The 25,596-nt window shown below is 68.3% G+C and carries 23 protein-coding genes and 3 pseudogenes; 13 read left to right on the top strand and 13 right to left on the bottom strand.

The annotated features are described in order from the left end of the window. The 3 genes from ACIP8W_RS16720 to ACIP8W_RS16710 form a co-directional block, all read right to left on the bottom strand. Positions 1-171: transposase (locus ACIP8W_RS16720; RefSeq protein WP_402203490.1), on the bottom strand; the 171-nt coding region annotated here is incomplete at its 3' end. A gap of 861 nt (positions 172-1,032) precedes the next feature. Further along, positions 1,033-1,674 carry a response regulator gene (locus ACIP8W_RS16715; protein WP_402203488.1) on the bottom strand — a complete coding sequence of 214 codons (642 nt, stop codon included), beginning with the start codon at positions 1,672-1,674 and terminating at the stop codon, positions 1,033-1,035. Next, entirely contained in the window at positions 1,674-2,867 is a 1,194-nt protein-coding gene (locus tag ACIP8W_RS16710) for a sensor histidine kinase (RefSeq protein WP_402203473.1), read from the bottom strand. Before ACIP8W_RS16710 ends, ACIP8W_RS16715 begins: the two co-directional genes overlap by 1 nt. 136 nt (positions 2,868-3,003) lie before the next feature. On the opposite strand from ACIP8W_RS16710, the gene ACIP8W_RS16705 reads away from it, so the two are divergent. From ACIP8W_RS16705 to ACIP8W_RS16685, 5 genes and pseudogenes are all read left to right on the top strand, one after another. Continuing rightward, positions 3,004-3,774, top strand: a complete 771-nt coding sequence (locus tag ACIP8W_RS16705) for an ABC transporter ATP-binding protein (RefSeq protein WP_402203471.1) — start codon at positions 3,004-3,006, stop codon at positions 3,772-3,774. After that, positions 3,774-6,152, top strand: a complete 2,379-nt coding sequence (locus ACIP8W_RS16700; protein WP_402203486.1) for an ABC transporter permease — start codon at positions 3,774-3,776, stop codon at positions 6,150-6,152. The genes ACIP8W_RS16705 and ACIP8W_RS16700 overlap by 1 nt, the downstream gene beginning before the upstream one ends. A 202-nt stretch (positions 6,153-6,354) precedes the next feature. Continuing rightward, a complete protein-coding gene (locus ACIP8W_RS16695) occupies positions 6,355-7,152 on the top strand; it encodes a thioesterase II family protein (protein WP_402203484.1) in 798 nt (265 codons plus the stop codon). Between the two features lie 47 nt (positions 7,153-7,199). Next, positions 7,200-8,282: an AMP-binding protein gene (locus tag ACIP8W_RS16690; RefSeq protein ID WP_402203469.1), complete on the top strand. Its 1,083-nt coding sequence runs from the start codon at positions 7,200-7,202 to the stop codon at positions 8,280-8,282. Between the two features lie 43 nt (positions 8,283-8,325). After that, a pseudogene (locus ACIP8W_RS16685) lies at positions 8,326-8,604 on the top strand (BTAD domain-containing putative transcriptional regulator); the annotation flags it as partial. Positions 8,605-8,681: 77 nt separating this feature from the next. Here the strand turns inward: ACIP8W_RS16685 and ACIP8W_RS16680 are convergent. Then, entirely contained in the window at positions 8,682-9,431 is a 750-nt protein-coding gene (locus ACIP8W_RS16680; protein ID WP_402203468.1) for an ABC transporter permease, read from the bottom strand. Between the two features lie 2 nt (positions 9,432-9,433). Further along, the gene (locus ACIP8W_RS16675; protein ID WP_402203466.1) at positions 9,434-10,399 is read right to left on the bottom strand and encodes an ATP-binding cassette domain-containing protein; all 966 of its coding nucleotides are present in this window, start codon (positions 10,397-10,399) and stop codon (positions 9,434-9,436) included. A gap of 92 nt (positions 10,400-10,491) precedes the next feature. Here ACIP8W_RS16675 and ACIP8W_RS16670 point away from each other — a divergent pair, with 92 nt between their 5' ends. Next, the gene (locus tag ACIP8W_RS16670; RefSeq protein WP_402203464.1) at positions 10,492-11,706 is read left to right on the top strand and encodes a sensor histidine kinase; all 1,215 of its coding nucleotides are present in this window, start codon (positions 10,492-10,494) and stop codon (positions 11,704-11,706) included. After that, positions 11,703-12,359 (top strand): response regulator, encoded by a 657-nt coding sequence (locus tag ACIP8W_RS16665; RefSeq protein ID WP_402203462.1) that lies wholly within the window; start codon positions 11,703-11,705, stop codon positions 12,357-12,359. Before ACIP8W_RS16670 ends, ACIP8W_RS16665 begins: the two co-directional genes overlap by 4 nt. 9 nt (positions 12,360-12,368) lie before the next feature. Here the strand turns inward: ACIP8W_RS16665 and ACIP8W_RS16660 are convergent, their stop codons facing one another. Continuing rightward, the gene (locus ACIP8W_RS16660) at positions 12,369-12,818 is read right to left on the bottom strand and encodes an LLM class flavin-dependent oxidoreductase (protein WP_402203460.1); all 450 of its coding nucleotides are present in this window, start codon (positions 12,816-12,818) and stop codon (positions 12,369-12,371) included. A 205-nt stretch (positions 12,819-13,023) separates the two neighbouring features. Here ACIP8W_RS16660 and ACIP8W_RS16655 point away from each other — a divergent pair. Continuing rightward, positions 13,024-13,432: pseudogene (locus ACIP8W_RS16655) on the top strand (transposase); the annotation flags it as partial. A 74-nt stretch (positions 13,433-13,506) separates the two neighbouring features. Here the strand turns inward: ACIP8W_RS16655 and ACIP8W_RS16650 are convergent. The 3 genes from ACIP8W_RS16650 to ACIP8W_RS16640 are packed head-to-tail and all read right to left on the bottom strand — an operon-like array spanning position 13,507 to position 17,295. Continuing rightward, positions 13,507-13,950, bottom strand: a complete 444-nt coding sequence (locus ACIP8W_RS16650) for a DUF6262 family protein (RefSeq protein ID WP_402203458.1) — start codon at positions 13,948-13,950, stop codon at positions 13,507-13,509. Next, entirely contained in the window at positions 13,940-16,180 is a 2,241-nt protein-coding gene (locus ACIP8W_RS16645) for a tyrosine-type recombinase/integrase (protein ID WP_402203456.1), read from the bottom strand. The genes ACIP8W_RS16650 and ACIP8W_RS16645 overlap by 11 nt, the downstream gene beginning before the upstream one ends. Beyond that, on the bottom strand, positions 16,177-17,295 hold the full coding sequence (locus tag ACIP8W_RS16640) for a tyrosine-type recombinase/integrase (protein WP_402203454.1): 1,119 nt from the start codon (positions 17,293-17,295) through the stop codon (positions 16,177-16,179). Before ACIP8W_RS16640 ends, ACIP8W_RS16645 begins: the two co-directional genes overlap by 4 nt. 119 nt (positions 17,296-17,414) lie before the next feature. Between ACIP8W_RS16640 and ACIP8W_RS16635 the strand changes: the two are divergent. After that, positions 17,415-17,843: pseudogene (locus ACIP8W_RS16635) on the top strand (transposase); the annotation flags it as partial. A gap of 33 nt (positions 17,844-17,876) precedes the next feature. Here the strand turns inward: ACIP8W_RS16635 and ACIP8W_RS16630 are convergent. From ACIP8W_RS16630 to ACIP8W_RS16620, 3 genes are all read right to left on the bottom strand, one after another. Next, positions 17,877-18,083 carry a CocE/NonD family hydrolase C-terminal non-catalytic domain-containing protein gene (locus ACIP8W_RS16630; RefSeq protein ID WP_402203452.1) on the bottom strand — a complete coding sequence of 69 codons (207 nt, stop codon included), beginning with the start codon at positions 18,081-18,083 and terminating at the stop codon, positions 17,877-17,879. A gap of 82 nt (positions 18,084-18,165) precedes the next feature. Continuing rightward, positions 18,166-18,309: a hypothetical protein gene (locus tag ACIP8W_RS16625; protein ID WP_401950916.1), complete on the bottom strand. Its 144-nt coding sequence runs from the start codon at positions 18,307-18,309 to the stop codon at positions 18,166-18,168. A gap of 32 nt (positions 18,310-18,341) precedes the next feature. Continuing rightward, positions 18,342-19,562, bottom strand: coding sequence for a M6 family metalloprotease domain-containing protein (locus tag ACIP8W_RS16620; protein ID WP_401951302.1), 1,221 nt, complete (start codon positions 19,560-19,562; stop codon positions 18,342-18,344). Between the two features lie 524 nt (positions 19,563-20,086). On the opposite strand from ACIP8W_RS16620, the gene ACIP8W_RS16615 reads away from it, so the two are divergent. Both ACIP8W_RS16615 and ACIP8W_RS16610 read left to right on the top strand, forming a co-directional pair. After that, positions 20,087-20,764: a TetR/AcrR family transcriptional regulator gene (locus tag ACIP8W_RS16615; RefSeq protein ID WP_401950919.1), complete on the top strand. Its 678-nt coding sequence runs from the start codon at positions 20,087-20,089 to the stop codon at positions 20,762-20,764. Between the two features lie 178 nt (positions 20,765-20,942). Then, positions 20,943-22,478, top strand: a complete 1,536-nt coding sequence (locus ACIP8W_RS16610) for an MFS transporter (RefSeq protein ID WP_401950921.1) — start codon at positions 20,943-20,945, stop codon at positions 22,476-22,478. 60 nt (positions 22,479-22,538) lie between these two features. Here the strand turns inward: ACIP8W_RS16610 and ACIP8W_RS16605 are convergent, their stop codons facing one another. After that, positions 22,539-23,102 carry a MarR family winged helix-turn-helix transcriptional regulator gene (locus ACIP8W_RS16605; protein ID WP_401950924.1) on the bottom strand — a complete coding sequence of 188 codons (564 nt, stop codon included), beginning with the start codon at positions 23,100-23,102 and terminating at the stop codon, positions 22,539-22,541. Between the two features lie 162 nt (positions 23,103-23,264). Here ACIP8W_RS16605 and ACIP8W_RS16600 point away from each other — a divergent pair, with 162 nt between their 5' ends. Together ACIP8W_RS16600 and ACIP8W_RS16595 are read left to right on the top strand one after the other, a co-directional pair. After that, positions 23,265-24,047, top strand: a complete 783-nt coding sequence (locus ACIP8W_RS16600) for a dioxygenase (protein ID WP_401950927.1) — start codon at positions 23,265-23,267, stop codon at positions 24,045-24,047. Between the two features lie 430 nt (positions 24,048-24,477). Beyond that, positions 24,478-25,473 carry an RNA polymerase sigma factor RpoD/SigA gene (locus ACIP8W_RS16595; protein ID WP_401950930.1) on the top strand — a complete coding sequence of 332 codons (996 nt, stop codon included), beginning with the start codon at positions 24,478-24,480 and terminating at the stop codon, positions 25,471-25,473. Positions 25,474-25,596 lie beyond the last annotated feature (123 nt).

Below are 25,596 nucleotides of genomic sequence, written 5' to 3'. Positions count from 1 at the left end.
CGCCTGCGCCCGGCGGCCCCGGGGACGGCTCGCGCCGGCTTCCCGGACCCAGTTTCGCAGCGTCTCCGGATTGATCCCCAGATCGGCAGCTACCGACCGTATCGTCGCTTCGGGCCGCGACTCGTACAGCCCGACCGCGTCCGCCTTGAACTGCGGCGGGTAGTTCTTCATGACCACGAAATGTCCGTCCTCAGATCCTCAGGATCCAGTGTCTCGTGTGTCCAAGATCCGGGGTCAAGGCCCCTGAGCTGTTCGTAGCTGACGGATCGGCCGCAGGCTAAGAGCAGTGTGCTGAGCACGGTGTGGATCTTGGTGCCGGACAGTCTGACCGGGGTGTCGTCCGTGAGGGCCTCAACTGGGCCCAGGAGACGGAATTCCATCGCGTGGGTATCCCTGCTGCTCAATGTCCAGTGTTCGTCGGCACGCCGTGCGCGCTGGCCCACGGCGTGGGAAGGGTGTTCGCCGAGCACGACCACAGGCGCCCGCGACGTTCGGCATGGCAGGTGAAGACGGGCATGCCGAAGGAAGCAGGCATCGACCGACGGTCGAGAGTGCCGACGGGGCTATGGCTTGCAAGCCTCAACCGGTGGCGGGCATCCTTATGAGGTGATGCGACGCGATCGGATCGTGCGCCGCCGCCCATGACCACGCAGACAGAGGGATGGGACCGGTGTGGGCGCCGACGGCCCGAGCGCCATGGTTGAGATCTGAACGGCAGTGGCCGGATCGTGGCCGAATTCATTCCTCAGGGCGGCGTGGACACGCGTCGAGGAGAGGGATGGACGGTCGAGAGCAAGATGCAAGTCATCGCGGCCCAGGCGTCCTCGATCCCGTCGGACTCTCGAGCTTATTTCTAACCTCGTGCTGTGCTTCCTCAATTCGATTCCCCCCGGTTGGCTTGTAAGTACGGCTCTATATCGGTCAAGTGTAGGAGCCATATGCTTCATAACCATCGAGTCCGAGCTCCCGAACCCCTCTTCGGAAACATAGGATCAACTTCCTGGTCGATAAAAGTTGAACGTGCCCCGGGTGTCAAGCGCTTTCTGCTCCGAGGAAGGCCAGAACGGCCAGAACACGCCGATGTCCCTCGGTGTCCACGGGTAGGTCCAACTTACTGAAGATGTTGCCGATGTGCTTGTTCACGGCGGCTTCACTCACGAACAGGTGGGCCGCCATGCTCGGGTTGGATCGTCCTTCGGCCATCAGGCTGAGTACTTCCCTCTCGCGCGCGCTGAGACGCTCCAGCGGATCGGGGCGGAGTCTGACGAGTTGGTGGATCACCTCTGGATCCACCACGGTCCCGCCGCCAGCGACACGGTCGAGCGCGGCCGCGAAGTCAGCCACCGCTCCGATGCGTTCCTTGAGCAGGTAACCGACGGCGGTGCCGTTGCACGAGTCGAGCAGACGGACCGCGTAGGAACGCTCCACATACTGACTGAGCACCAGTACTGGTAGCCCCGCGTGTGCGCCCCGCAGGGCTACGGCGGCACGCAGCCCGTCGTCCCTGTTCCCGGGTGGCATACGTACGTCCGTGATCACCAGATCCGGCCGTACGCGGTCGACCGCCGCGACCAGTGCCTCCGCGTCGCCGACGGCGGCGAGAGTCTCGTGGCCGAACCGCTGTAACAGGCTCACCAGCCCCTCGCGTAACAGCACTGCGTCTTCGGCAACGATTAAACGAAGTGACACGGGATCTCCACATGCAGCAGGGTCGGGCCACCGACCGGGCTGGACACGCGCATACGGCCCTCCAACGCCGTGAGTCGATCGGCGAGTCCGGTCAGGCCGCTGCCCGTGGACGGATCCGCTCCGCCACGGCCGTCGTCCGTGATCTCCAACACCAACAAGTCGGAGTGGTAACGGCCTTGCACCTTCGCGCTCTTGGCTCCGCTGTGTCTGGCGATGTTCGTCATGGCCTCGTTGATCAGGTAATACACGTTCGTCTCCAACTGCCGCGGCAGCCTGCCCGGTAATCGGAGGTCGACCGTGACCGGGATGGGGAAACGGCCCACGTGGTCCTGGACGGCCGAAACTAGGCCGTGATCGGCGAGCACCGGAGGATTGAGCCCCCGGATCAGACTGCGCAGCTCTTTGTGTGCCGCGGAAAGCTCCTCCTCGACGGCGGTGATCTGCGCCAACAACGGTGACCCTTCGGGGATGTCCAGGCGCATCAGCCCCAGCATCATCCCGAGCGACACCAGACGCTGCTGCGCGCCATCGTGGAGATCGCGCTCGATGCGCACACGCTCTGCGTCGAAGGAATCGATGAGCCGCACCCGCGACGCGTGTACCTCTTGGAGCGACTCGCCCAGCTCCTCGTCGCGCGGTGCCAGAAAGGTCCGAGCGAGCGCACCGCGTGCCCCAGCCCACGCCGTCACCGTGTACGGCGAGGCCAGCAGCACGACGCCGCCGAACACCGCCCACGGCCAGGTGGTGCTGTCCGCGGTGACGAAGGTGAGGACCGGAAAGCCCAGGGCGAAGCACAGAACCAGCAGGTCGATCCACCACAGCGCGGCCGCGGAGATGAGCGTGAACAGCAGTTCCCGCCAGGTGACCTGCTCGGTCAGCCTGGTCGACACCCAGGCCCGGACACCGGGCCCGTCCTGATCGCGGTGGGGATTCGGCATCGCGTCGAGATCCACCAGACGCAGCCGCCGCCGCTCCACCGTCGCGATCGTGACGGAGGACAGCACGACACCGACGAGCGGTGCCACGCCGATCACGACGATCAGCAGCACCAGCCCAACAGTGAGCCCCGTGACGAACACCGCCACGGCTGCCGCGCCGACCACGACGCCGCTGGCCAGATAGGCCAGGGAACGCCATGGCCAGCCGGACGTCAGAAATCTCAGCGGGTGCTGAGTCATCGACTGCCAGGCCGTTCTGGGACGCATGTGGCCACGGTATCCCAGCCTTCGTTTCAATTAAGTAGTGCCTGTACTACCTGGGGAAGTAGAGCGCAGGCCAATGCGGCCACCGGGGCAGATCCGCTGCAATCGACCTATGACGACAACCAGGCAGGCCCCCGCATCCGATGCGGTGCAGCTCTACACCGTCCGAAAGGTCTACGGATCCGGCGACCGCTCAGTCGTCGCACTGGACGGAGTTTCCATCGGTTTTCCACGTGGGACATTTACCGCCATCATGGGCCCCTCGGGATCTGGGAAATCCACGTTGTTGCAGTGCGCCGCTGGCCTGGACCGGCTTTCCGAAGGCCGGGTGATGGTGGCAGGCGTCGATATCGGGCAGAAGAACGAGAAGGAGCGCACCAAGCTTCGCCGTGACCACATCGGCTTCGTGTTCCAGGCCTTCAACCTCGTCGAGTCACTCACCGCGGCGCAGAACGTCGAGCTGCCGTCGAGGTTCGCCGGCCGCCGGGTGACCGGCCGCCAGGTGTCCGGCGCGCTTGCCGCCGTCGGTCTGTCGGACCGTGCCGGTCACCGCCCGAGCGAGATGTCCGGCGGCCAGCAGCAACGAGTGGCGCTCGCCCGCGCCCTGGTCACGCGGCCGGACGTGCTCTTCGCCGACGAACCCACCGGGGCCCTCGACACGGTCACCTCGCAGGAGGTGCTGCGGATGATGCGCATGCTTGTCGACAAGGAGAGCCAGACCACCCTCATGGTCACCCACGATCCGGTCGCCGCAGCGGTCGCAGACATGGTGGTGTTCCTGAAGGACGGCCGCATCGCCGACCGGATTGCCCTCAGTCAGGAGTCCCACAACCACAACGCGGCCTCGATCGCCGCCCACATGGCGCAGCTGGAGGCGGTGTGATGCTGGTCATCGCCAATGTCAGGGAGCGCTGGAGCAGCTTTCTGGCCGCATTCGCCGCCGTCACCGTCGGCGTCGCGCTCATCGCGACCACCCTGATCGTCTACGACTCCTCCCTGTCCAAGGTCCAGTCCCGGATCGCGGCCGCCCCGGTCATTGCCCTGCCCGAACAGGCCGTCGACGAGAACGACAACCCTAAGGACCGGGTGCCGTGGAGCGAGGGCGAGGCCCGGCCGCTGCTCGACGGCTTACGCGGCGTGCCCGGCGTGACCGATGTGATCGTGGACCGATCCTTCTACGCGCAGGCGCTCCTCGACGGCGAGCCGGTCGAGGACGAGGGCTCTGGGGAGGCCGGGCACGGCTGGTCGAGCAGCAGACTGGCCCCGTACGAGCTCGCGGACGGCCGCGCCCCGAAAGCCGACGGCGAGGTCGCCGTCGCACGTTCCGTAGGCGCGGCCGTGGGCAGCACCCTGACCGTGAACATCACCGAGGGACGCAAGCAGTTCCTCGTCGTCGGCACCGTCGACGGACCCGGCTACTACTTCAGCGACGCGTTCGCCGCTCGCCAGCACCCCGGGATCGGCTCCATCGCGTTCCTCACCGACCCCAAGGCATCCCTTGGCACCGTGAAGCAGAAGGCACAGAGTGTGCTCGGGGACAAGGGAACCGTCGTGGCTGGCGACGACCGTTCCGAACTCCAGCCTGCCTACGTGGAGCACAAGCGGTTCCTCGGCACCCAGCTCATCACTGCCATGGCCGCGCTGGGTCTGTTCACCACCGTCTTCGTCGTCGCCTCCATGCTGGTCCTCGCCACCGGGCTGCGCCGGCGTGAGATCGGCCTGCTGCGGATGATCGGTGCCAGCCCCCGCCAGGTGCGCCGCATGATCCTCGGCGAAGCCGCCGTCGTGGGCCTGCTTGGCGCCGTCACCGGCTGTCTGGCCGGGGTCGCCGCCGCGCCGGTGCTGCGCGACATCCTCAAGGGCCTCGACGTGACCCCGCCCGAGCTCTCCCTACGAGTGTCGGCGTGGCCGCTGATCACGGCGGCCGCGATCGGTGTCGGTGTGAGCATCCTCGGAGCCTGGTCGGCGAGTCGGCTGGCCGCCAAGGTGGCCCCGATCGAAGCCTTGCTGGAGAGCCGCGCGGGCGGCGGCACCATGGGCCGCGTGCGCTGGACCGCCAGCCTTACGGTGCTTGGGCTCGGAGTGGTCCTCGCGATCGTGACCGCGACGGTCGGCGCGGAGAGCCGTATTAACATGGCGATTGCCGCGACCATGGTGCTCATCGTGGCTGCTGCCCTCCTCGCACCGGTCTTCGTCGGCCCGGTCGGACGGGTCCTCACCGCACCGTTCGAGCGTTCCGGGTCGGCAGCTCCGCTGCTCGTCCGCGCGGAGCTGCGCGTCAACTCGCGCCGCGCGGCCTCGCTGGCCGCCCCGGTGATCGCGGCCGTCGGGTTCGCGGTCCTGCTCAGCGGCATGGTAGAGACAATGGCCGTGGCTTACCCGGCGGGCGACGCCGTGAAGCTTCAGGGCCAGCAGATCGTGACCCCGGCCGGGACCGCCGGCAACACCGACGAGGTCGTCGCCGCCAACCCAGTAGGCAAGGCTGCCCTGCCCACTCGGGCGTTCGTCCACGACAAGGACGGCGACCTGGCGGTAATCGACGCCCTCGGCTCGCGCGACCAGCGCTGGGCCAAGCCCGGCCAGGCCGTGCTGGGCGAACGCCTGGCCGCCTACTTGGGCGTGAAGGGCGGCGACGAGCGCGATGTGCGGTTCGCCGACGGCACCACCGTGAAGCTGCGCATCGCGCAGGTCCTGCCCGACGATCCCGCCCGCGGAGACTTCGTGGTGGCCCGCGACTTGGTGCGCGAGCACGCTCCGTCCGCCCTCACCGACGATATCTTCGTCCCGAAGGAAGCCCAACCCGCCAAGGCGCTGCCCGGCACCGCCGTCCACGACGCGATGCGCTACGCCATCGACGACTACAACACGGACGCGAAACTCACGAACAGCCTTGCCAGCATGCTGATCGCCATCGCCGTGGGCTACAGCAGCATCGCCGTGGCCAACAGCATGGGGATGGCCGCCCACAGCAGGCGTCGCGACTTCTCCGTGATGAAGTCGGCGGGGGGCACGGTACGCCAACTGCTGATGTTCACCGTCGCTGAGACCGCACTCGTCGCCGGGATCGGTGCCGCTCTCGGCGTTCTGGTGACCCTTGGACCGTTGGCCGGCATGGCGTCAGGACTCTCCCAGGCGACCGCCACTGACGTGGGCCTGCACCTGAACGTGTCCACCGTTGCTTCCGTGATCGTCGGCTCCATCATGCTGGCGATCCTGGCGAGTGTGTTCGTCACCTGGCGCACCATGCGCCGGGAAGCGTAGGAGGCGAACACACACGTACAGGCCCGGAGACCCCCGCTCCGGGCCTGTACGACGTCCTGGCCCCGATGCCGGTTCCGGCCTCGGGGCGTCACCCTTCTCGACCGGCCGCGTATGACGGCGGTCACCTGCGTTTATAGACGAGCTGCGCCGGAGCGTATAGAAGCCGGATAGTGCCGCTCATTGTGCTGTGCGCCGACGCACGATGGGAGGCGATGATTCAGTGACCGTTGTGGACCCGCGGACGCAGTCGCGGTGGCTGAGGGTGTGCAACCGGGTGGCACGCCCCCGATGCCGGCTCGTGTGCGCGCCACACGCCGGCGGAACCGCGAATGCCTACCGCTCCTGGCCGGCACACCTGCCGAGCGACGTGGAGGTGCACGCCCTGCAGTACCCCGGTCGGCAGGACCGGCTCGCCGAGCCGCCCGCCGGCTCGATGGACGACCTTGTGCGGCCCGTCGCGGACGCCATCGAACCCCTCCTGACCGAGCCGCTGGCCCTGTTCGGCCACAGCATGGGCGCCGTCGTCGCCTACGAAGTGACCCTCGAACTGGAGCGTCGGCACGGACGGGGCGTCGACCTGCTCGCGGTGTCCGGATCCCCCGCCCCCGACCACAGGGAAGAGCACGACCGGCACGCATTGGACGACGCCTCGCTCGTCGCCGAACTGAGCCGCATCAACACGTCGTTCGGCGAGCTCGCGGACGAACCCGAACTCTGGGACTTGGTCCTCCCGGCTATCCGCGCCGACTTCCGTCTCGTATCCCGCTACCGGCGCACCCCGCCCCTGCCCGTACACGCACCGTTGCTCACCCTCGGTGGTACGGACGACCCCGATGTCGACATCGAGGGCTTGCGGCGATGGCGGGCCTGCACCGACGGCGCCTTCGCGGTGCGCACCTTCCCGGGCGACCACTTCTACCTTGCGGACGAACGGCCCGTCCTCGAAGCCCTCGTCTCCTGGCTGCCAGGCCTCCACACCGCACTGCCGCACGCTTCGTGAACTGGACCGGTCCCACCCCGCCCCCTCGACACAGGAGTACACGAAGCATGTTCGACCTTTCCGGTGCGACCAGCGTGTCCGAAACTATGCGACGGCACGCGCGTGAAATCGGCGACCGACCAGCCCTCGCGATCGTCGGCACGCCCGTGGACCGTGCGACTGCCCAATGGCTGACCTATGCCCAACTCGACCAGGCCGCACGCGTCTTCGCGCAGGAGCTGCGCCGAGCCTGCCCGATCGGGTCCCGCGTCCTGCTGCTCCACCCGACCTCCGCCGAGTTCGTCGCAGGGTTTCTCGGCTGCCTCTACGCAGGCATGGTCGCGGTGCCGTCCTCGATGCCCGGACGCTACCGGCAGGACCAGCGGCGGGTGCTGGCGATCGCCGAGGACGCCGAGGTCGGTTGTGCGCTGATCACCCCCGACGAGTGGGACGAGGTGACCACCTGGGTCGAGCAGGAGGGCTTCACCATGCCGGTGCTCGCCCTGCGTGTCGACCTGACGCGCCACGCCGACGACCTCGATGTCTTCCCGGCCGACCTGCAGACCCTCGCCGTGCTCCAGTACACCTCGGGCTCCACCAACGACCCCAAGGGCAACATGGTCACCCACGGCAACCTCTTGGCGAATGCCGCCAGCATGGCGACCGCTTTCCCGGCCCGGGACGGCCGGATGTACGGCGGCTGGCTGCCCAACTACCACGACATGGGCCTGATGGGGATCATCCTCACCCCGTTGCTCGCCGGATACGGCACCGCCCTTATGCGGTCGTGTTCCAGCGCGTCCGGGTCACAGTGCATGGTCGCCTTCGGCCTGTGCATCTGCTGGATGGCGATCCTGGCCGGCATTCTCCTGCACACCCCGGCCGCCGTGCCCGGGGTGCTGATCGGTGCGGTCATGCCGCTGAGCTTCGGCAGCAATGTCTTCGCCTCCGCCGACTCCATGCCGGGCTGGGTGCAGGCATGGGTGAACATCAACCCGGTCACCCTGATGACCGAGGTCAACCGGGCCCTCCTGCTGGGCGAAGGCGACGTGACGGGCCCGCTCCTGGGCGGCCTGGCCTGGATGGCTGGCTTCGTGGCCGTCTTCTTCCCCCTGTCGATGCGCGCCTACCGCCGCCGTCTGGGCCGCTAGGGCCTGTGTGAGGTCGTGATCATCAGGTCGTCGGCTTACCGATCTCGCGCTGTCCCAGGGGCAGTACGAGGAGGTGCTGGTCCGGCTGGGCCCGATCGCACGTCATGAGCCGCTGTACGAGGGACTGCACGCCCGCTTGGTCACCGCGCTGGCGGGATCGGGGCGTCGCGTGGAGGCGCTGGAAGTGTTTGTCTCCGTCGACCGGCGGCTGCGCGAGGCGAGCGGTGTCGGTCCGGGTGAGGAACTGCGGAGCGCGCAGATGACCGTACTGAGGGAGAACACGGCCGTCAGCTGTGTACCGGCCGTGCACTGGCCGGCCTGACGGCTGGGTGGTTTCCGCCGTCCCCTCGCTCCCTATCAGGTGGCGCCCAGAGACGCCGCTCCGCTACCTGTCCCTATTCACGCGTCGCGGTTGCGCAGGACGAGCCAGCCTCCGGACGCTGCCACTGCAGCCCACACTGCCATGATCAGCAATCCGGCCGCCGGGCTGTACGGAGCCGCGGCGTCGAGGTGGGTCCGCAGGGCGTACTGGCCCGCGCGGTCCGGCAGGTACCAGGCCAGGTCGCGCAGTACCGGGATCTCGGCGAGGACGGGGGACACGAGGAAGAGGAACGGGACCAGGAGACCCATGGAGAGCATCAGGCTGCGCAGCATCGCGGTGATACCAATACACATGACGGCCAGAACGGGGAAATACAGCGCGCCGGCCACGATCGCGCGGACGGTGCCTTCGTCCCCGAACGCAACACCGTTCTCGGCGAGCAGGGTCTGCGAGGCGAAGAACGTGCCAGCGGAGGCCACGACACCCGCCGCCAGGGACAGGGCCGCTCCGGCCGTCAGCTTGGCGCCGTAGAAGAGTCCGCGCCGGGGCACAGTGGCCAAGGAGGTGTGGATCGAACCAGTGCTGTACTCGTTGCCGACGACTAGGACCGCGAAGGCGATCACCATGACATGGGCGAAGAAGATGCCGTAGTAGCCGAGCTGTACCGGGTCGAAGTCCTTCGCGTCGGCCTCGGCGGCGCCGACCGAGCCGCACACGCCGGCCCCGATCCCGATGAGCAGGAGAGCGGCTAGGGGCAGCGCCCAGACGACCGAACGAACCGAGCGGATCTTCGTCCACTCCGAGTAGAGAACCGCGTTGACGGACATCCTCAGGCCACCTCTCCCAGGGGTCGTGCCACGTATTCCACAGCGCCGGAGGTCATCCGCATGAAAGCGTCTTCCAGCGAATCCTCGACCTGGGACAGTTCCAGCACGGGGGTACCCTCGTGAGCCGCGATCCGGCCAATCTCCTCGGGGTCGGTGCCGTACACCTCAAGGCTGCCGTCGTCGGCGGCCTCCACCCGCAGCCCCTTGTGATCGAGGACTCTCTGCAACCGCAGTGGTTCAGTGGACCGGACCCGGACCCGGCTGCGGCCGTGCTCCTCGGCGAACTCGGTCATGGACACGTCGGCCAACAGACTGCCCTTGCCGATGATGACCAGCCGGTCGGCCACCAGCGCCATCTCCGTCATCAGATGGCTGGAGATGAGCACTGCCCGGCCCTGGTTGGCAAGGTCCTTCAGGAACTTCCGCAGCCACCGGATGCCCTCGGGATCCAGGCCGTTGACCGGTTCGTCGAGGATCAGCACCCGCGGGTCGCCGAGGAGTGCCGTGGCGATGCCCAAACGCTGGCGCATGCCCAGCGAGAACCCGCCGATGCGCCGCTTGGCGGCGGTGGCCAGTCCGACCTGCTCCAGCACCTCGGTGGTGCGGGAGTCCGCAATGCGGTTGGCTCGGGCGATGCACAGAAGGTGGTCGCGAGCGGTACGGCCAGGGTGTGCTGCGCCGGCGTCCAGGAGGGCGCCGACATGCCGCAGCGGTTCGCCGAGTTCGGAATAGGCCCGCCCGGAGATCAGGGCTCGTCCTTCCGCCGGGCGGTCGAGGCCGAGGATCATCCGCATGGTGGTCGACTTGCCGGCGCCGTTCGGGCCGAGGAAGCCGGTGACCATGCCTGCCTGTACCTGGAAGGCGAGCCCGTTCACTACGGTCTTGTCACCGTATGCCTTGGTGAGACCCTGGACATCGATGGCGGGTGCGTCGCGCGTACCGTGTGAGAATTCCCTGTCGCTGCTCATGTCCCTGAGTCAACCGTTCCGCTGGTCGCCGCGGATCCCCCGATGGCGGGAATGTCGTCCCTCCCGGGAGGGAGACCACGAAGGATGACGTCATGCAGGTGAAGATTCTCGCTGCCCTGACGAGGGGCGCCACTTACACACGCGCGCTGCACGTGCTCATCGGCGCCGCCGTGGGACCGGTGTGCGTCCTGATCTACCCGGGCTTCTCCGAGTCGCTGCCGCGGGACCTGGCAGCTTCGGCCGTGGTGCCGGTGCCCTTGCTGCTGCTCTTGGGCACGGTGCCGGCCATGCGGCACGCGGAGGGTATGCAGGCCCGGCTGCTGCTGGTTCCGGCGGACGAGGGGGCGATCGGGCTCGCTCCGGCGAAGGGCCTGCCAGCACGTTGGCGCACCAGCGTCTGGCTCGTAGCACGTGTGTGGTGGGGACTGCTCGTGGCGAGTGTCGTAGCTCAGCTGCTGTCGGTCACGGGGACGCTGGCGACCATCCCGGCTGCCGAACGCATTGTGACGGTCCTCAGCGTCGAGATTCGGGGTGGTCGCGAACGCATCTGGATCCTGGTGTTCGTACCGGTGTTGCTGCTGCTTACCGCCGCGGTTGTCGTCGGCGCGGGGTATGTGCAACTCGTCCTCGCGAAGAGGTTGCTGGGGCCGTCCACGTCCGAGCGGCTCGCCGACGCCGAGCGCCGGGCGGACGAGCTGCTGGCGCGCAACCGGCTTGCCGGGGACCTGCACGACTCGATCGGGCACGCTCTCACCGCGACAGTCCTGCAGGCCAGTGCCGCCCGCGAACTCATCGACGTCGACCGCGACTTCGTGGTCCGCGCCCTGACCTCCATCGAGGAGACCGGACGGCGCGCCATGGACGACCTGGAACGTACCCTGGGCTACCTCAAGGCGGAACAGCCGTCGGCCCGCAAGGCCCGCCCCACGCTCGCGGATATCGGGCAGTTGCTGGAGGCCAGCCGGGCGTCCGGGGCCGCTGTCAGCTCCCGTACGGCGGGCGACTTCGCGGCCGTCCCAGGGGTAGTCTCCCGAGAGGCGTACCGCATCCTTCAGGAGGCGCTCACCAACGCGATGAAGCACGCGCCCGGTTCACCCGTGGACGTTGTCCTGGACCTCACGGACGAACGGATAGAACTCTCGGTGACCAACACGATCGTGGAGGTCACCCGACGGGCGCGCGGCACGGGCAAGGGCCTGCGGAGCATGCGTGAGAGAGCCGCGCTGCTGGGCGGCCGGGCCACGGCCGGATCCCAGTCAGGTCGCTGGATCGTCAGCGCGCACCTACCCCTACGGTTGGAGTCATGACGCAGACCATCTCCGTCCTGTTGGTCGACGACGAGGAACTCGTCCGGGCCGGCATGTCCGCCATCCTCGGCAACAGCCCCGACATCACCGTGGTCGGTGAGGCGTCGGACGGCTCCGAGGTCATTCCGCTGGTGCGCCGACTGCGTCCGGACGTGGTTGTCATGGACGTCCGCATGCCCCAGGTCGACGGCATCACCGCGACCCGCGAACTGCTGGCTGTTGTACCGGAACCTCCCCGGGTCCTGGTGATCACCACGTTCGAGCATGACGAGTACGTGTACGAGGCCCTAAAGGAGGGGGCGTCAGGCTTCCTCCTCAAGCGCTCCCGGCCGGCCGAGATCGTCCAGGCCGTGCGTACCGTGGCCACCGGGGACTCGGTGCTCTTCCCCGCCGCCTTGCGCACAATGGTGTCGGGACGCCCCAAGCCGGATTCACGCGGCGCGTTGGCCCGTGCCCAGCTCACCGAGAGGGAGGCGGAGGTGCTGCGGCTCATGGCGCAGGGAATGTCCAACGGGGAGATTGCAGAGGCGTTGTTCCTGGGGGTGCAGACCGTCAAGACCCATGTGAGCAGCACCCTGGCCAAGCTGGGGGCACGTGACCGTACGCAGGCGGTGGTGATCGCGTACGAGTCGGGGTTCATCGAGGTTGGCTGAGGCTGGCACTCAGCCGATGAAGTTTTTCAGCCGGGCGACGACTGCAGTCTCGCTCTCCCCGTTTTGAGGCACGGGGACGACCTGGAGGTGGCTCACCCCCGCCTCACGATAGGCATCCAGCCGGTCCCTCACATAGCTCTCCGTGCCGCAGAGCGTGGTGGCCTCCAGACGGGCGGCCGGGACGGCTGCTGCTGCCCCGGCCTTGTCGCCCGCCAGGAACAGCCGCTGGATCGCCTCGGCCTCCTTGGCATAGCCGTAACGGCTGATCAAGTCGTAGTAGTAGTTGTGGCCGGGCGCGCCCATGCCTCCGATGAACAGGGCGAGCTGGCCTCTGGCCAGTTCGCGTGCGCGGGCGGCGTCCGGGCCGATGGCCGGCAGCCCGCCAGCCGAGATTTGCAGGGTGCTCAGTGAGCGTTTGGTTGGCTCTTTGGGTAGTCTGGGATATTTCTGAGCAGTCAAGAGTGGGCGTCGGCCTGGCGATACGCCGGGAAAATGGCTTATGCGGAAACGGCGAGTTCGGTAATGTGCCGGGTTCCATACGATAGCTCCCGTCTCATAGAGGAAAACACCGGTTCGCCCGGTATGGCCAACGCGTGCCCCTGATGCACCGGACGCCCCCGCACACGCTCTCCCCAGACCAACCACATTCACATATCCAGGCATCATGCAGTCCTCACGGCCCTACCCCAGCGACCTGTCCGATGCCCGATGGGAACTCATCCGCCCCACCCTCGAAGCCTGGCGGCCGAGCCCGCAACGGCATCCGCAAACCCACCCACGACCTGCGCGCCCTGATGAACGCCATCCTCTACGTCGACCGCACCGGCATCCCCTGGCGCTACCTGCCCCACGACTTCCCACCCCACCAGAGCGTCTACGGCTACTTCGCCCGCTGGGAAGCCGACGGCATCTTCGCCCAGCTCACCGGCCTGCTCCGCGGCAAAGTCCGCCAGGCCGAAGGCCGCACCAGCGAGCCCAGCGCCTGCCCGATCGACAGCCAGAGCATCAAGACCTCCGCCACCGTCCCCCTGACCAGCCAAGGCATCGACCCCGCCAAAAAGATCATCGGGCGTTATCTTGAGCCCGCCGATCTTGGAGGTTCCTGACCTGGTGTGTTGTGTGGAGGACAGTGTCCTCGACGGTCTCGTCAGCAGGGTCCGATGACGGCGGAAGACTTCTTTCTCGGCGTGTCGTCGCGATGGCCTGGCAGGTCGGCGGTGCGTCGTTCCCCGAGCGCGAGGGCGAGGGCCTCGCGCAACTCCCGGTTCTCGGACTCCAGTTGTCTGTTGCGCTCGGTGGCGGCCTCCAAGCGCCGTAGAAGGGAGGCGTCGGAGGCTCGTTGCCGTTCGGGAACCGGCCGGGCCGCGGGGATCGACCGGCGGCGGGCGCGAAGTCGCTCGATCTCGGCTCTCAGGTCCGGCTGGTTGTAGAGCCAGGACCGGGAGACGCCCGCTTCGCGGGCGACGGTCTCGAAGGTGATCGCGGTGCCGGTGGCATCCATCCGCCGCAGGGCGGCCACCGCCCGTCGGCGGGTTGCCGTGGCTCTCCGGCGGGCCGCGGCGACGATCAGGAGGGAGTTGTCAGCCGGCATTCTCAGCCTCCTGATCGTCTTCCATCTCGCCGATCATGCGGTCGAGGTTGTCGGCGACCTGCTGGTTCATCTCGGTCATGCGGCTGTGACCGCAGCTCTTGGCGTTGTCGATCAATGTCAGGGTGCGGGTGCGCTGTTCGCGGAGCTCTGGCAGAAACTCGGGCCCAGTGAGGAAGACTGGGCAGGTCAGACAAGCATTGGCGTGCGGGCAGGTCTTCTGAACAGGCAACCCGCAGTAGCCGTTGGGCAGGGTCTGGGTGGCGATGCCGTAACGCGTCTTGGCCCACTGGGCCTGGCCGAGCGGCCCGTCGGGATCGAGGACCACGCGTTCGCCCTTGATGTTGACCTTGGTCGCCTGTTCCCAGTGCCGCCGCACCGTCTGGTCGGTGATCTTGGCGTAATGCGAGGTCATCTTGTGTGAATCGTGGTCCAGAAGGACGCGGACAACCTCCTGCGGGACATCTCGGTTGATGAGTCGGCAGGCGAAGGTATGCCGCCATTGATGGGGCGTCAGGTGTACTGGCCGCCCGTGTTCGTCACGGATCTCGCAGGTCTCCAGCCAGCGGCCGAGCATCCGCCGGTAGGTGCCGTCCGCCAGCGGGAGGTTCCCCGAGACGTTGGCGCGTTGGCGGGGGAACAAGCAGGACGTCCCGTCCGGCCACCGGTCCAGCACCCGGCGCTGTTGCTCGTGGATGACTGCTTCGAGTTCCTCATCGATGGGAACGGCCGCCTCGCGTCTCATCTTGGTGTTGAAGTAGCGCAGGTAGGGGGCGCCCTGGCCATCGTGGAGGAGACAGTCGAAGTCGAGGGCGAGAGCGCTGGAAATGCGCAGTCCGCAACTGGTGAGGATGAGCGTGACCAGACGGCCGGCCGCGTTGGGCCAGCGGTCCAGGTTGCCCGGCGACTCGACCTGGGTCATGACGTACTCGGCGAGGCGGCGGTCGACTTGCTCGGGGACCGGCGGGACGTCGCCGACGTAGAAGGCCGCGGTGCCGGACAGAGTGTTCTCCCAGCCGTACTGCCGGATGTTCTGGAAGAACAGGTTGAGCGCGCCGATCCGTGTCTTCTTCATGCCGTGCCCGCCGGGCTGTGACATCACGTGGGCGAGGTAGCGCTCCAGCAGTGGCCGGTCCACCTCGGCGAGCACATCGACGTCGGCGAACGTGAGGAAACTGCCGAAGCAGATGAGCGCGTCGACCCCGGCGCGGGCCGCGCCGATGCTCAGCCCGGATGTCAGCCGCAGCCTCGTCCATCGTTTTGCCAGTTCACGGAGCCAGGGCTGGGGGATGCGGTCGAACCGTAGCCGGGCGCGTGGGCAGGGACGTCCGGCCGGGGTGGTGATGCCGGGCAGCCTGTGGAGCCGCCACACATCTCTGGGGTACTCGATCTCCCAGCCGGTCCCGTCCCGCAGGGCCTCCAGCCCGTCACGGGCATCGAGGAGGAACAGGGCCGACTCATCGGCCTGGGCTCCGACTTTCTGGCGCCACTGCTGTTCCGACGGGTCCAGCAGCGAGGTGACCCCGAGTGCCTTGACGCGCCGGACGGCTGACATGACCAGGCGAGGGGCGGCGGTGCGGGAGCGGGCGTCGTGGCGGCATTGAAGCGAGTACTGGATCTCCAGTCTTAGTTGTGGGGCCAGGTCGCGCAGATCGATGCTGGCGGTTCCGACCAGTTCGCAGTCGGCGATGAAGTGGTCGGGGTCGGGGCGGCCGTGGCGGTGCCATCGGTCGTCGTGGCCCGTGCAGAAGAGTTTGGTGGGATTGGCGACCCAGAGATCGCAGAACGGCAGACGGCAGTCGGACATCGTGGTGTTGCTCGGGGCCAGGTCAGGGGCATCCCAGGTAGCCAAGTCGGGCGTGCCGGCCCGGCTCCACCGGTCGCGATGCTTGGAGCACAAGCCGTTCTTGGCGCCCCGCCCGTAGCGGCAGCCGTCGATGACGCAGGCGGCGAGCGATCTGCGGCCCCGGACCGGTGGGCCAGGATCGGCGAGAAAGTCCGCCATCGGCGGGCCGCCGCGCTTGCGGAACCGGATGGCGTGAGCGTTGCAGAGTCCGCGCCTGGTCGACGCCGCTGTCCGGTCGCAGTCTGCGACCGCGCACTCGTCGGCGATGAAGACGGGGTCATCAGGCGCGGGGACGTAGATTTCGGAGCGGAACTCGGGCCGGACGACGGCCATCAGCTGCTCAAGCAGCCTCGTCCGTCCCGGTGCCTTCTCAGCGGGGAAGGTCACAGCTGGACCTCCCGGCCGGTGAACCAGCCCGCGGCTTCCAGCGTCCGCCGGGCGTCCTCGACGGTGAGGTGACCGTATGTGTCGATCGTTGTGGTGAGCGATGCGTGCCCGAGGCACTCCTTCACCGTCTCCATCCCGGCCCCCCGGCGCAGCAGCCAGGTGGCGTAGGTGTGGCGGTATTGGTGGGGTTCAAAAGCGATCCCGGTGGTCTTCCGGAGCCGTCTGACCAGGTCATAGACGGCCGGGTAGCCCCAGGGGTGGCCGTGTGGTTCGGCGAAGAGGTTCACGAAGACGTAGTCGGAGTCCAGTGCGCCGTACTCGCGGTGCAGGTAGTCGGAGTACAGACGCATCAGTTCCGCGCTCGCCGGGATGATGCGGGAGCGGCCGGCCTTCGCGCGGGCCCGGTTGTCGTTCTGCCGCGGCACCACGGTCACCTGCCGTTCGGCGATCGCGATGTCGTCGTGCCGCAGGCCCAGGGCCTCGCCGATGCGGACCCCGGTGTCCAGCAGCAGAGCGAACAGCAGCCGGTCCCGCAGGTGTTCGCAGGAGTCCAGGATCTTCTGGACCTGGGCGGCAGTCAGGACGCGGGGGTGCTTCCGTCCGTTCCTGAGCTTGATCGTCCTCGTCCGCTCGGGCTTGCCGGAGGCGATGTGCTGCAAGAACGGCTTGTAGGAGGTGGCCGCCGATCGATGAGGTCCGGCCGGGCGCATCGTCACCAGCAGGTCGGCCACCTGGATGCCGCTGCGGGCATGGAACTCGTAGAACGTGCTGACCGCGGCGAGCTTGCGATTCACACTGGAGGCCGTGCAGTGGTGCCCGACCGTCGGAAGCACCGCCACCGTCCCATTCCGGGCCGGCGGCGGCAACCGCAGCCAGGCCACGAACGAGGCCATCGCCTCCAAGTCCACCGATTTCCAGTCCAGATCACGGCCGTCGAGGTAGTACCACCAGTCCTTCAAGTCGTGGGCGTACGCCTTGACGGTGTTCGGCGACCGCTCGATCGCGGTCAGGTAGGCCAGGAACGACTCGACCGGATCGACCGGCCGCAGATCATCCCCCAGCAGCGTCCACGACTCCGTCGTCGACCCGGGTGCCAGCACCCTCTGTACGCGCATCGCCCATCCACCCCTTCCGTGTTGGACGGCGGCAGATAACCGCATCCACGACGGAAGTTGGGGGAACTTCAGAGTGCTTCACACACATGAAGGACACGCTCGTACGGGCTCAAGATAACGGGCGCAAGCGGCACATCGTCACCGACACACTCGGCCTCCTGCTGGCCGTCGCCGTCGCCGTCACCGCCGCCAGCGTCCACGACTCCGCCGCCCGCACCCAACTCCTCACCCAAATCCGCGAGCACCACCCCACCATCACCAAAGCCTGGGCCGACAACGGCTACAAGACCAAAGCCGTCGAACACGCCGCCGAGATCGGCATCGACCTGGAAATCGTCCAACGCGACCCCGCCGTCCGCGGATTCCACGTCCAACCCCGCCGCTGGGTCATCGAACGCACCCTCGGCTGGCTCATGCACCACCGCCGCCTGGCCCGCGACTACGAAACCCACCCCCACCGCTCGGCCGCCATGATCCAACTCGCCGCCATCAACCTCATGACCCGCCGCCTCACCCACGAAGCCACCCCCAACTGGCGCGACAGCTAAGCCAAATGAAACGGACAAGCAAGAACCAAACGCTCACTGAGGCAGGAGGCGCCCGGAGCGGCGGAATGACGGCGGAGGGGTGCGCGGAGCCCTGGAAGGCATGCTGCTCGGAGCCGTGGAGGCGGGCTGCTGTGGCTGGGTCCGCCGGTGCCGGGCTGCGGTTGTAGCGGGGGAGGCGCCGCTGGAGACCTGGACGCGGATACGGTGGCCGCGTTTGAAGCGGTACGCCGTCGGTGTCAACGGCCAGAGCAGTACTGTCGCGCGAGTGGTCTTCTCGGCGCCGGCGAGGCCGATCAGGCCGTCACAGGCGTTGGTGGCACGATCACGCCCGGTCCGCCCGCGCGGAGTGCCGCTCGGTCCGCCCGCCGTGTGAGCGGCGGGCCCGGCGGTAGGCGATGGGCGTCATGTCGTGGACGCGTTTGAAGCCGCTGATGGAGTGGTCGGCCTCGGAGCGGCCCCACCGCACGACGATGCCGCCTCCTGCGACTCCCGTACCTCCTACGACCTCGTCACCCGCACCATGAAGTGCTCGTCGGGCTCCTCCGACAGCACCGAGATCCGGACGCCGTTCTCCTTGTCGGTGAAGGTCTGCCCCGGCTGGTAGGGCGCGTCCGACAGCTCGGCGTGCACATTGGGCCGTCGCGTACAACCGCCGCTGTTCTCCTTGCTGTCGGAGATCGTCACCGGACCGCGCCCGGTGTCCACCCCCGCGTCGACGCGGTAGATCAGTACGCCCGGCTCGCAGACGGCGTCGTCGTTGCCCGCCCGGGTCCGCACCTCGATCGCGTACCCGGACTCCTTGGAGAGGGGGACGAAGGCCATCTTCGGCCCGCCCGCCGTCGCCAGCGGGCCGAGCAGATAATCGTTGTTTCCCGTCGAGGTGGCGCAGCCGATCTGGTCGTCGTCGAGCCAGCCGAGCTTCCACTTGTGCCAGCCCAGCAGATCGTTGTTGGCGCCCCAGTCCTCGGACATGATGTCCCAGTGGCCGACCGAGCCGCCGCCGTCCGCCGTGTACAGGTCGGGCAGGCCGAAGACATGGCCGTTCTCGTGCGGCAGCACCCGGTAGCCGGTCCTGGCGTACGACCCCGAGCCGTCGTCCTGGCGGCTGTAGACGAAGGACGTGTTGGCGAGCGGGACGCCGTCCGCCTTGGGCGCGTCGGCGTTGCCGGAGAAGGTCACGGACAGGACGGTGTCCAGCGCGGAGGGGCCCGCGTTGGGTGTGACCAGGATGTTCACCAGGTCGTACCGATTGAAGTCCACCTCCGGATCGGCGGCGGCCACGATGTCCTCGACGAGCTGCCGGTAGCCCGGCTCGTACGGCGACCCGCGCTCGATCCCGTACTCCGCGAACGGCATCGGCATCCGCAGCCAGTCGGTCAGCGGGGTCTCCGGGTGGTAGTCGAGACGCCCGTACGAGCTGGTCCTGAACCACTCCGAGGTCTGCGGGAAGAACTCGGCGAACCGGTCCAGCGCCTTGCCGGGACCCGGCGCGTCCGGGAAGTCGATCATCAGGTTGAGCGCACGGACGGCGCCGGTGGAGCGGGAGTAGCCGGACGGGGTGGGCAGTCCCTCCGACATCTGTACGGCGGTGGTGGAGGCCGCGATACGGCACGGGCCGAGCAGCGATCCCGTGGCGCTGCCGGGTCCGGCGGAGGCGCGGGAGGCGGCCGGGAGGGGGTAGCTCGCCGAGGTCAGGGCGGCGAGGGCGAGGGCGGCCAGCCCGGCGAGGGCGGCGAGGCGGCGGGAGCCGCGGGGGCCGGTGGGGGTGGAGGAGCCGGCGGGGTCTGAGGGGTCTTCGGGGCCTGTGGGCCCCAGGGGATGGGCGCCGCCCGCGCCCCCTCCCACGGGCCCCCCGGGGCCACTGCCGTTTCCGGCTCTTTCGCCGGCTCCGCCTATCCGACCCGCCTGCTGCATGCGACCGCCCTCGGTCCCGCGGCAGTCGGCCGTTCTGACTGCTCTCCGTTCGATCACCCTCCGCCGGTCGGCGTGTCGGCGCTCGCTGGGTGCGCCGATCGTGGGTTTTTCCAGCGGGTACGACCTTGTGACTCAAGTCACAAAGGTGCGCGAAATAACCGGGGAGGCCCTCCCCGTTTGCACCTGTGTTCTAGGGAAATGGGGAAGTGGTCCCTGTTTGTCGATTCAAAGTCTGTTAATCCGAACCATGCCGATCTGACCCGTTGTCGATCCGACCCGTTGTCGATCTGAACCGATCCGATCCGATCCGAACCGGAAGAAGGCCAGCCGTGACCGCCGCCGCCCCCGAAACCGCTGCTCGCCGTGTGCCGCGCCGTGTGCCACGGCCGCGCGCGGACGCGCTGCGCAATCGGGAGCGCATCGTGGCCGCGGCGCGCGAGATGTTCGTGGAGTACGGCTCGGAGGCCCCGCTCGACGAGATCGCGCGGCGGGCCGGCGTCGGGAACGCCACGCTCTACCGGCACTTCCCCGACCGGTACTCCCTCATCCACGACGTCGTCTTCTCCGTCATGGCCCGGATCGCGGACCGCGCGGAGTCGATCGCCGCGGCGGGGGAGCCCGACGCGTTCGCCGCGCTGGGTCGTTTCGTCCACGCCGCGGCCGACGAGCGGATCGGGGCGCTCTGCCCGATGCTTTCGAGCGCGTTCGACCATGCCCGCCCCGATCTGGAGGCCGAGCGCGTGCGCCTCGAAAGCGCCGTCGACGTACTGATGGAGCGGGCGCGGCGGGCGGGGCGGCTGCGGGGCGACGTCACGATCGGCGATCTGATGATCGTGCTGTCACAGCTCACCCGGCCGCTGCCCGGCGTCGGGTGCCGGGACCTAGACCTGGACCGGTTCGCCCACCGGTATCTCCAGGTGTTCCTGGACGGCCTGGGAACACCGGAGCGGTCCGAACTGACCGGCTCGGCCGCGACTCTGGAGGATCTGCGCCGCGCCGCTCCGTGACGCGCCCTGAACCTTCCCCGACGCGCCCTGAACCTCTTCCGGCCGTTGCGGCGACCTCCCCGACGCCGCAGGCCCTGGGCCGCGCTCCATGACCTCGTACATGACCTCGTAAGTCCCGCAGCGTTGCCTGTACTTACGTACGTTTTTTGCCTTTCCGTACCCTTAGGTGGATACCTCCATGTCAAGAACAGCCGAGAAGCGGCTCCCCGACCCGGGCGCCGAAGTCGCCGATCCCCATCGCTGGAAGGCGTTGGTGTTCATCGCGCTGGCGCAGCTGATGGTCGTGCTGGACGCGACGATCGTGAACATCGCGCTGCCCTCCGCCCAGACGGCCCTGGGCATATCCGACGGCAACAAACAGTGGGTCATCACCGCCTACGCCCTCGCCTTCGGTGGTCTGCTGCTCTTCGGTGGCCGCGTCGCCGACCTGTGGGGCCGCAAGCGCACCTTCGTCACCGGCCTGATCGGCTTCGCCGCCGCGTCCGCCCTCGGGGGCGCCGCCACCAGTGAGGCGATGCTGCTCGGCTCCCGGGCGCTCCAGGGCGTCTTCGGCGCGCTGCTCGCGCCCGCCGCGCTGTCGCTGCTCGCGGTGACCTTCACCGACACCAAGGAGCGCGCGAAGGCGTTCGGCATCTTCGGGGCCATCGCCGGTGGCGGTGGAGCCGTGGGTCTGCTGCTCGGCGGGTTCCTCACCGAGTACCTGGACTGGCGCTGGACGTTCTTCGTCAACATCCCGTTCGCGATCGTGGCGGCGCTCGGCGCGTACTTCGTGATCCGCGAGCCCGCGGGCGGTCTCAACCGCTCGCCGCTGGACATCCCGGGTGTCGTCCTGTCCACCCTGGGACTGGTCTCGCTGGTGTACGGGTTCACGCGCGCCGAGTCCGACGGCTGGACGTCCGGTGTGACGATCTCGCTCTTCGTGGCGTCCGTGCTCCTGCTGGGCGCGTTCGTCTTCGTCGAGTCGCGGGTCAAGGCCCCGCTGCTGCCGCTGCGCGTGGTGACCAACCGCAACCGCGCCGGTGTCTACATGTCGCTGGGCCTGGCCATCATCGGGATGTTCGGCCTGTTCCTCTTCCTGACCTACTACCTCCAGGTCGTGAAGGGCTACTCCCCGGTCAGGACCGGCTTCGCCTTCCTGCCGATGGTCGTGGGCATGATCGCGGGCTCGACCCAGATCGGCGCCCGGCTGATGACCCGTGTCGCGCCGAGGCTGCTGATGGGCCCCGGTTTCCTGGTCGCCGGGGTCGGCATGCTGCTGCTGACGCAGCTGGAGATCGGTTCCTCGTACGCGGGTCTGATCCTCCCCGCCGAGCTGCTGCTCGGACTGGGCATGGGCACGGCGTTCATGCCGGCCATGTCGCTCGCCACCCACGGCATCCAACCGCGTGACGCGGGCGTCGCCTCGGCGATGGTCAACACCTCGCAGCAGGTCGGCGGCGCGATCGGTACGGCGCTGCTGAACACGATCGCGGCCTCGGCCACGACCGCGTACGTCGCCTCGCACGCGGCGACCGCGCGCGACCCGAAGCTGCTCGAACTCCAGGCCCTGGTCGCCGGTTTCGCGAGCGCCATCTGGTGGGCGGTCGGCATCCTCGCCGTCGCCGCCGCCATCGCGTTCACCTTCATCAACACCGGCAGCCCCGGCGCCTCGACGGGCGACGAGGGTGCCCGGGGCGCGGAGGGCGAGGTCCCGATCCCGGTGGCGATGCACTGACGCGCTCACCCCCGTCGCGATCTGCCCTGGTGCCGTCGGAAAACAGCGGCGCCAGGGCAATCAGCGGCGCCAGGGCAGATCCGCGTTCGTCCCCTCCGGCTGGAGCCCCTCGGCGATCACCTGCATGATCGCGCCGAGCTGCGCCACCTGCTGGGGGTCGAGCCGGTCGAAGATCGCCTGACGTACGGCGGACACATGGCCCGGCGCCGACCGCTTGAGCATCTCGTTGCCCTCGTTCGTCAGGAACGCGTTCTGTCCGCGCTTGTCGGACGGGCAGTTCTCGCGCTGCACCCAGCCGTGCAGTTCGAGCCGGGCGATGGCGTGGGAGAGCCGTGACCTGGTGATCTTCGCGTCCTTGGCCAGCTGCGTCATCCGCATCCGGCGCTGGGGGGCCTGCGCGAGATGGACCAGGAGGACGTAGTAGATGTGCGGCATCCCGGCGTCGCGCTGGAGCTGACGGTCGAGGTGGTCCTCCAGGAGGGTGCTGGCCTGAATGTACGACTGCCAGGCGCGCTGCTCCTCGTCGTCGAGCCAGCGAGGTTCCGCGTCTCGGTGTTCCTCGCCTCCACTGGCGTTGTCCGTGCTGACGTCATTGCCGGTAGCTGCCATGGTCATGGGCTCCACTCTACTCATTATTGAAACTTAAACTAGATCTGGTTGAGGTATGCCGCGAGGTATGCCGCGAGATATGCCGCGAGATATGCCTGACATATGCTTGAATGTTCAAGCATATTGAGTGGCCGGGGCGCGGACCGGCGCGCCACGGATCTGGACCCTGGAGCCGTCATGAATACCGTCGCGGAACGGATGCCCGCCCTCTATCTCTCCCACGGCGCCCCACCGCTGGCCGACGACCCGTTCTGGCCCGGTGAGCTGGCAGCCTGGTCCGCCGAGCTGCCGCGCCCCAGCGCCATCCTGATGGTCTCCGCCCACTGGGAGGAGGCACCGCTCGCCCTCGGTGCGACGGAATCGGTGCCGCTCGTCTACGACTTCTGGGGCTTTCCCGAGCGCTACTACCAGGTGAGGTACGCCGCCCCGGGCGCCCCGGGGCTCGCCGAATCCGTACGGAAACTGCTGCGGGGGGCCGGTACGCCCGTACAGGACGTGCCGGACCGGGGGCTGGACCACGGGGCGTACGTACCGCTCGTGGAGATGTTCCCGGAGGCCGACATCCCGGTGCTCCAGATCTCGCTGCCCACGCTCGATCCGCGAAAGCTGCTGGAGATCGGGCGGAAGCTGGCACCGCTGCGGGACGAGGGCGTGCTGATCGTCGGCAGCGGCTTCTTCACCCACAACCTGGCGGCGCTGCGGCACGCGGGTCGCGGGGTGCCCGCATGGTCGTCCGAGTTCGACGACTGGGGGAGGCGCGCGCTGGCGGACCAGGACATCGACGCCCTGCTCGACTTCGAGCACAAGGCGCCCGCAGGCAGGCTGGCCCATCCCCGTACTGAACACTTCGCCCCGCTGTTCGTCACGCTCGGCGCGTCGGAGGGCGAGCTGGGCAGCGCGCGGAACGTGATCGACGGCTTCTGGATGGGGATGGCGAAGAGGTCGGTCCAGTTCGGGTGAAGCGGCTCCCCCGGCGGCTCCCCTCGCCCCCCCCGGCGGCTCCCTCCGCCCCCGCGGTCGGCGCTCTCGGCCTCACGGTCGGTGCCCTCGGCGGCCTCACGGTCGGTGCCCTCGGCCCGCACGGCCCGGAAGCGGGCAGAGGGGACATCCTGAGCAACCAAAAGCGGGTGTGATCCGTCTTTTGGGTGGAAGGACGGTCCGGGAGACGGTTCGGGGAGGGTAGGAAGATCGGCTTCCGTTTCGCTCCTGACCTGCGCTTCTGTTGGTACGCACGAGACCGGTCCGCCCCGGATCGCGGCACAGGGTACTGCATGATCGGAAAATCGATGCACGCCATGGGAATTCTGTCCGGATTCCAGTCGTTGTTTCCAACGGATGCAGGGCACCCGGAAGGGTGTCGCGACCTACTCAGTTCAGTAAGGGAGCTCGCATGGCAACCCGTGCCGTCGCCCGTCGTTCCGCCACCGGTGGGGCGAAAGCGGCAAGCAGAGTTCGCGCCACGGGCGGGGAGATCGCCGATCGCGACCTGGTCGGCATGTACCTCGACGAGATCGCGCGTACGCCGCTGCTCGACGCCGCAAAGGAAGTCGAGCTGTCCCAGATCATCGAGGCCGGGGTCTTCGCCCGGAAGATACTCGACGGCGAGACGGAGAGCGAGGGAGCGGGCGCCTCGCGCGACGAGCTGGAGGCGTTGTACGCCGCCGGTGAGCGCGCGAAGGACGTCTTCATCCGCTCGAACCTCCGCCTCGTGGTGGCCGTCGCGCGCCGTTACCCGCGCAGCGGTCTGCCCCTGCTGGACCTGATCCAGGAGGGGAACGCGGGACTGGTGCGCGCGGTGGAGAAGTTCGACTACGCCAAGGGCTTCAAGTTCTCGACGTACGCGACCTGGTGGATCCGCCAGGCCATCACCCGCTCCATAGCCGACCAGTCGCGTACGATCCGGCTGCCCGTCCACCTGGTGGAGGAGCTGGGCAGGATCCGGCGCGTGCAGCGCGAGTTCAACCGCGAGCACGGCCGCGACCCCGAGCCCGCCGAGGTCGCCGCCGAGCTGGACTCGAACCCGGCGCGCGTCATCGACGTGCTGGACTGGGCGCGCGACCCGGTCAGCCTGAACATGTCGGTGGACGACGACGGGGACACCCAGTTCGGCGACCTCCTGGAGGACACGTCCGCGGTCTCGCCCGAGCAGTCCGTGCTCACGCTGCTGCGCAGCGAGGAGCTGGAGGACCTCATAGGCAAGCTCGACCAGCGCACCGCCTCGATCATCAGGATGAGGTACGGCATCGAGGACGGCCGGGAGCGTACGCTGACCGAGGTGGGCAAGCAGCACGGGCTGACACGCGAGCGGATCCGGCAGATCGAGAAGCACGCCCTGATAGAGCTGAAAAAGATGGCTCGGGACACCGGTTTCGACGCGGCGGCGTGACGTCACCGTCCAGTAGCCGTAGTGTCGCCCTTACGCGTACTCGCTCCGTGAGCGGTACGCGGCGGCCGATTCGTCGGCCCCCGAAGACGAGCCCCGGCACCAACCCCCCCCAGGTGCCGGGGC

The organism is Streptomyces sp. NPDC088554, from assembly GCF_044752945.1.
GTDB lineage: Bacteria > Actinomycetota > Actinomycetes > Streptomycetales > Streptomycetaceae > Streptomyces.
Note: the sequence above shows the minus strand (reverse complement) of the source record. Positions and strands in the feature narration are given on the sequence as shown.

What these genes read in the sequence shown, in the direction of transcription:
- ACIP8W_RS16595 (WP_401950930.1), top strand. Translation starts at nt 24,478, where the DNA reads ATGGCAACCCGTGCCGTCGCCCGTCGTTCCGCCACCGGTGGGGCGAAA.
- ACIP8W_RS16710 (WP_402203473.1), bottom strand. Translation starts at nt 2,867, where the DNA reads ATGACTCAGCACCCGCTGAGATTTCTGACGTCCGGCTGGCCATGGCGT.
- ACIP8W_RS16695 (WP_402203484.1), top strand. Translation starts at nt 6,355, where the DNA reads ATGGGAGGCGATGATTCAGTGACCGTTGTGGACCCGCGGACGCAGTCG.
- ACIP8W_RS16700 (WP_402203486.1), top strand. Translation starts at nt 3,774, where the DNA reads ATGCTGGTCATCGCCAATGTCAGGGAGCGCTGGAGCAGCTTTCTGGCC.
- ACIP8W_RS16610 (WP_401950921.1), top strand. Translation starts at nt 20,943, where the DNA reads ATGTCAAGAACAGCCGAGAAGCGGCTCCCCGACCCGGGCGCCGAAGTC.
- ACIP8W_RS16600 (WP_401950927.1), top strand. Translation starts at nt 23,265, where the DNA reads ATGAATACCGTCGCGGAACGGATGCCCGCCCTCTATCTCTCCCACGGC.
- ACIP8W_RS16650 (WP_402203458.1), bottom strand. Translation starts at nt 13,950, where the DNA reads ATGCCGGCTGACAACTCCCTCCTGATCGTCGCCGCGGCCCGCCGGAGA.
- ACIP8W_RS16665 (WP_402203462.1), top strand. Translation starts at nt 11,703, where the DNA reads ATGACGCAGACCATCTCCGTCCTGTTGGTCGACGACGAGGAACTCGTC.
- ACIP8W_RS16640 (WP_402203454.1), bottom strand. Translation starts at nt 17,295, where the DNA reads ATGCGCGTACAGAGGGTGCTGGCACCCGGGTCGACGACGGAGTCGTGG.
- ACIP8W_RS16690 (WP_402203469.1), top strand. Translation starts at nt 7,200, where the DNA reads ATGTTCGACCTTTCCGGTGCGACCAGCGTGTCCGAAACTATGCGACGG.
- ACIP8W_RS16680 (WP_402203468.1), bottom strand. Translation starts at nt 9,431, where the DNA reads ATGTCCGTCAACGCGGTTCTCTACTCGGAGTGGACGAAGATCCGCTCG.
- ACIP8W_RS16670 (WP_402203464.1), top strand. Translation starts at nt 10,492, where the DNA reads ATGCAGGTGAAGATTCTCGCTGCCCTGACGAGGGGCGCCACTTACACA.
- ACIP8W_RS16705 (WP_402203471.1), top strand. Translation starts at nt 3,004, where the DNA reads ATGACGACAACCAGGCAGGCCCCCGCATCCGATGCGGTGCAGCTCTAC.
- ACIP8W_RS16675 (WP_402203466.1), bottom strand. Translation starts at nt 10,399, where the DNA reads ATGAGCAGCGACAGGGAATTCTCACACGGTACGCGCGACGCACCCGCC.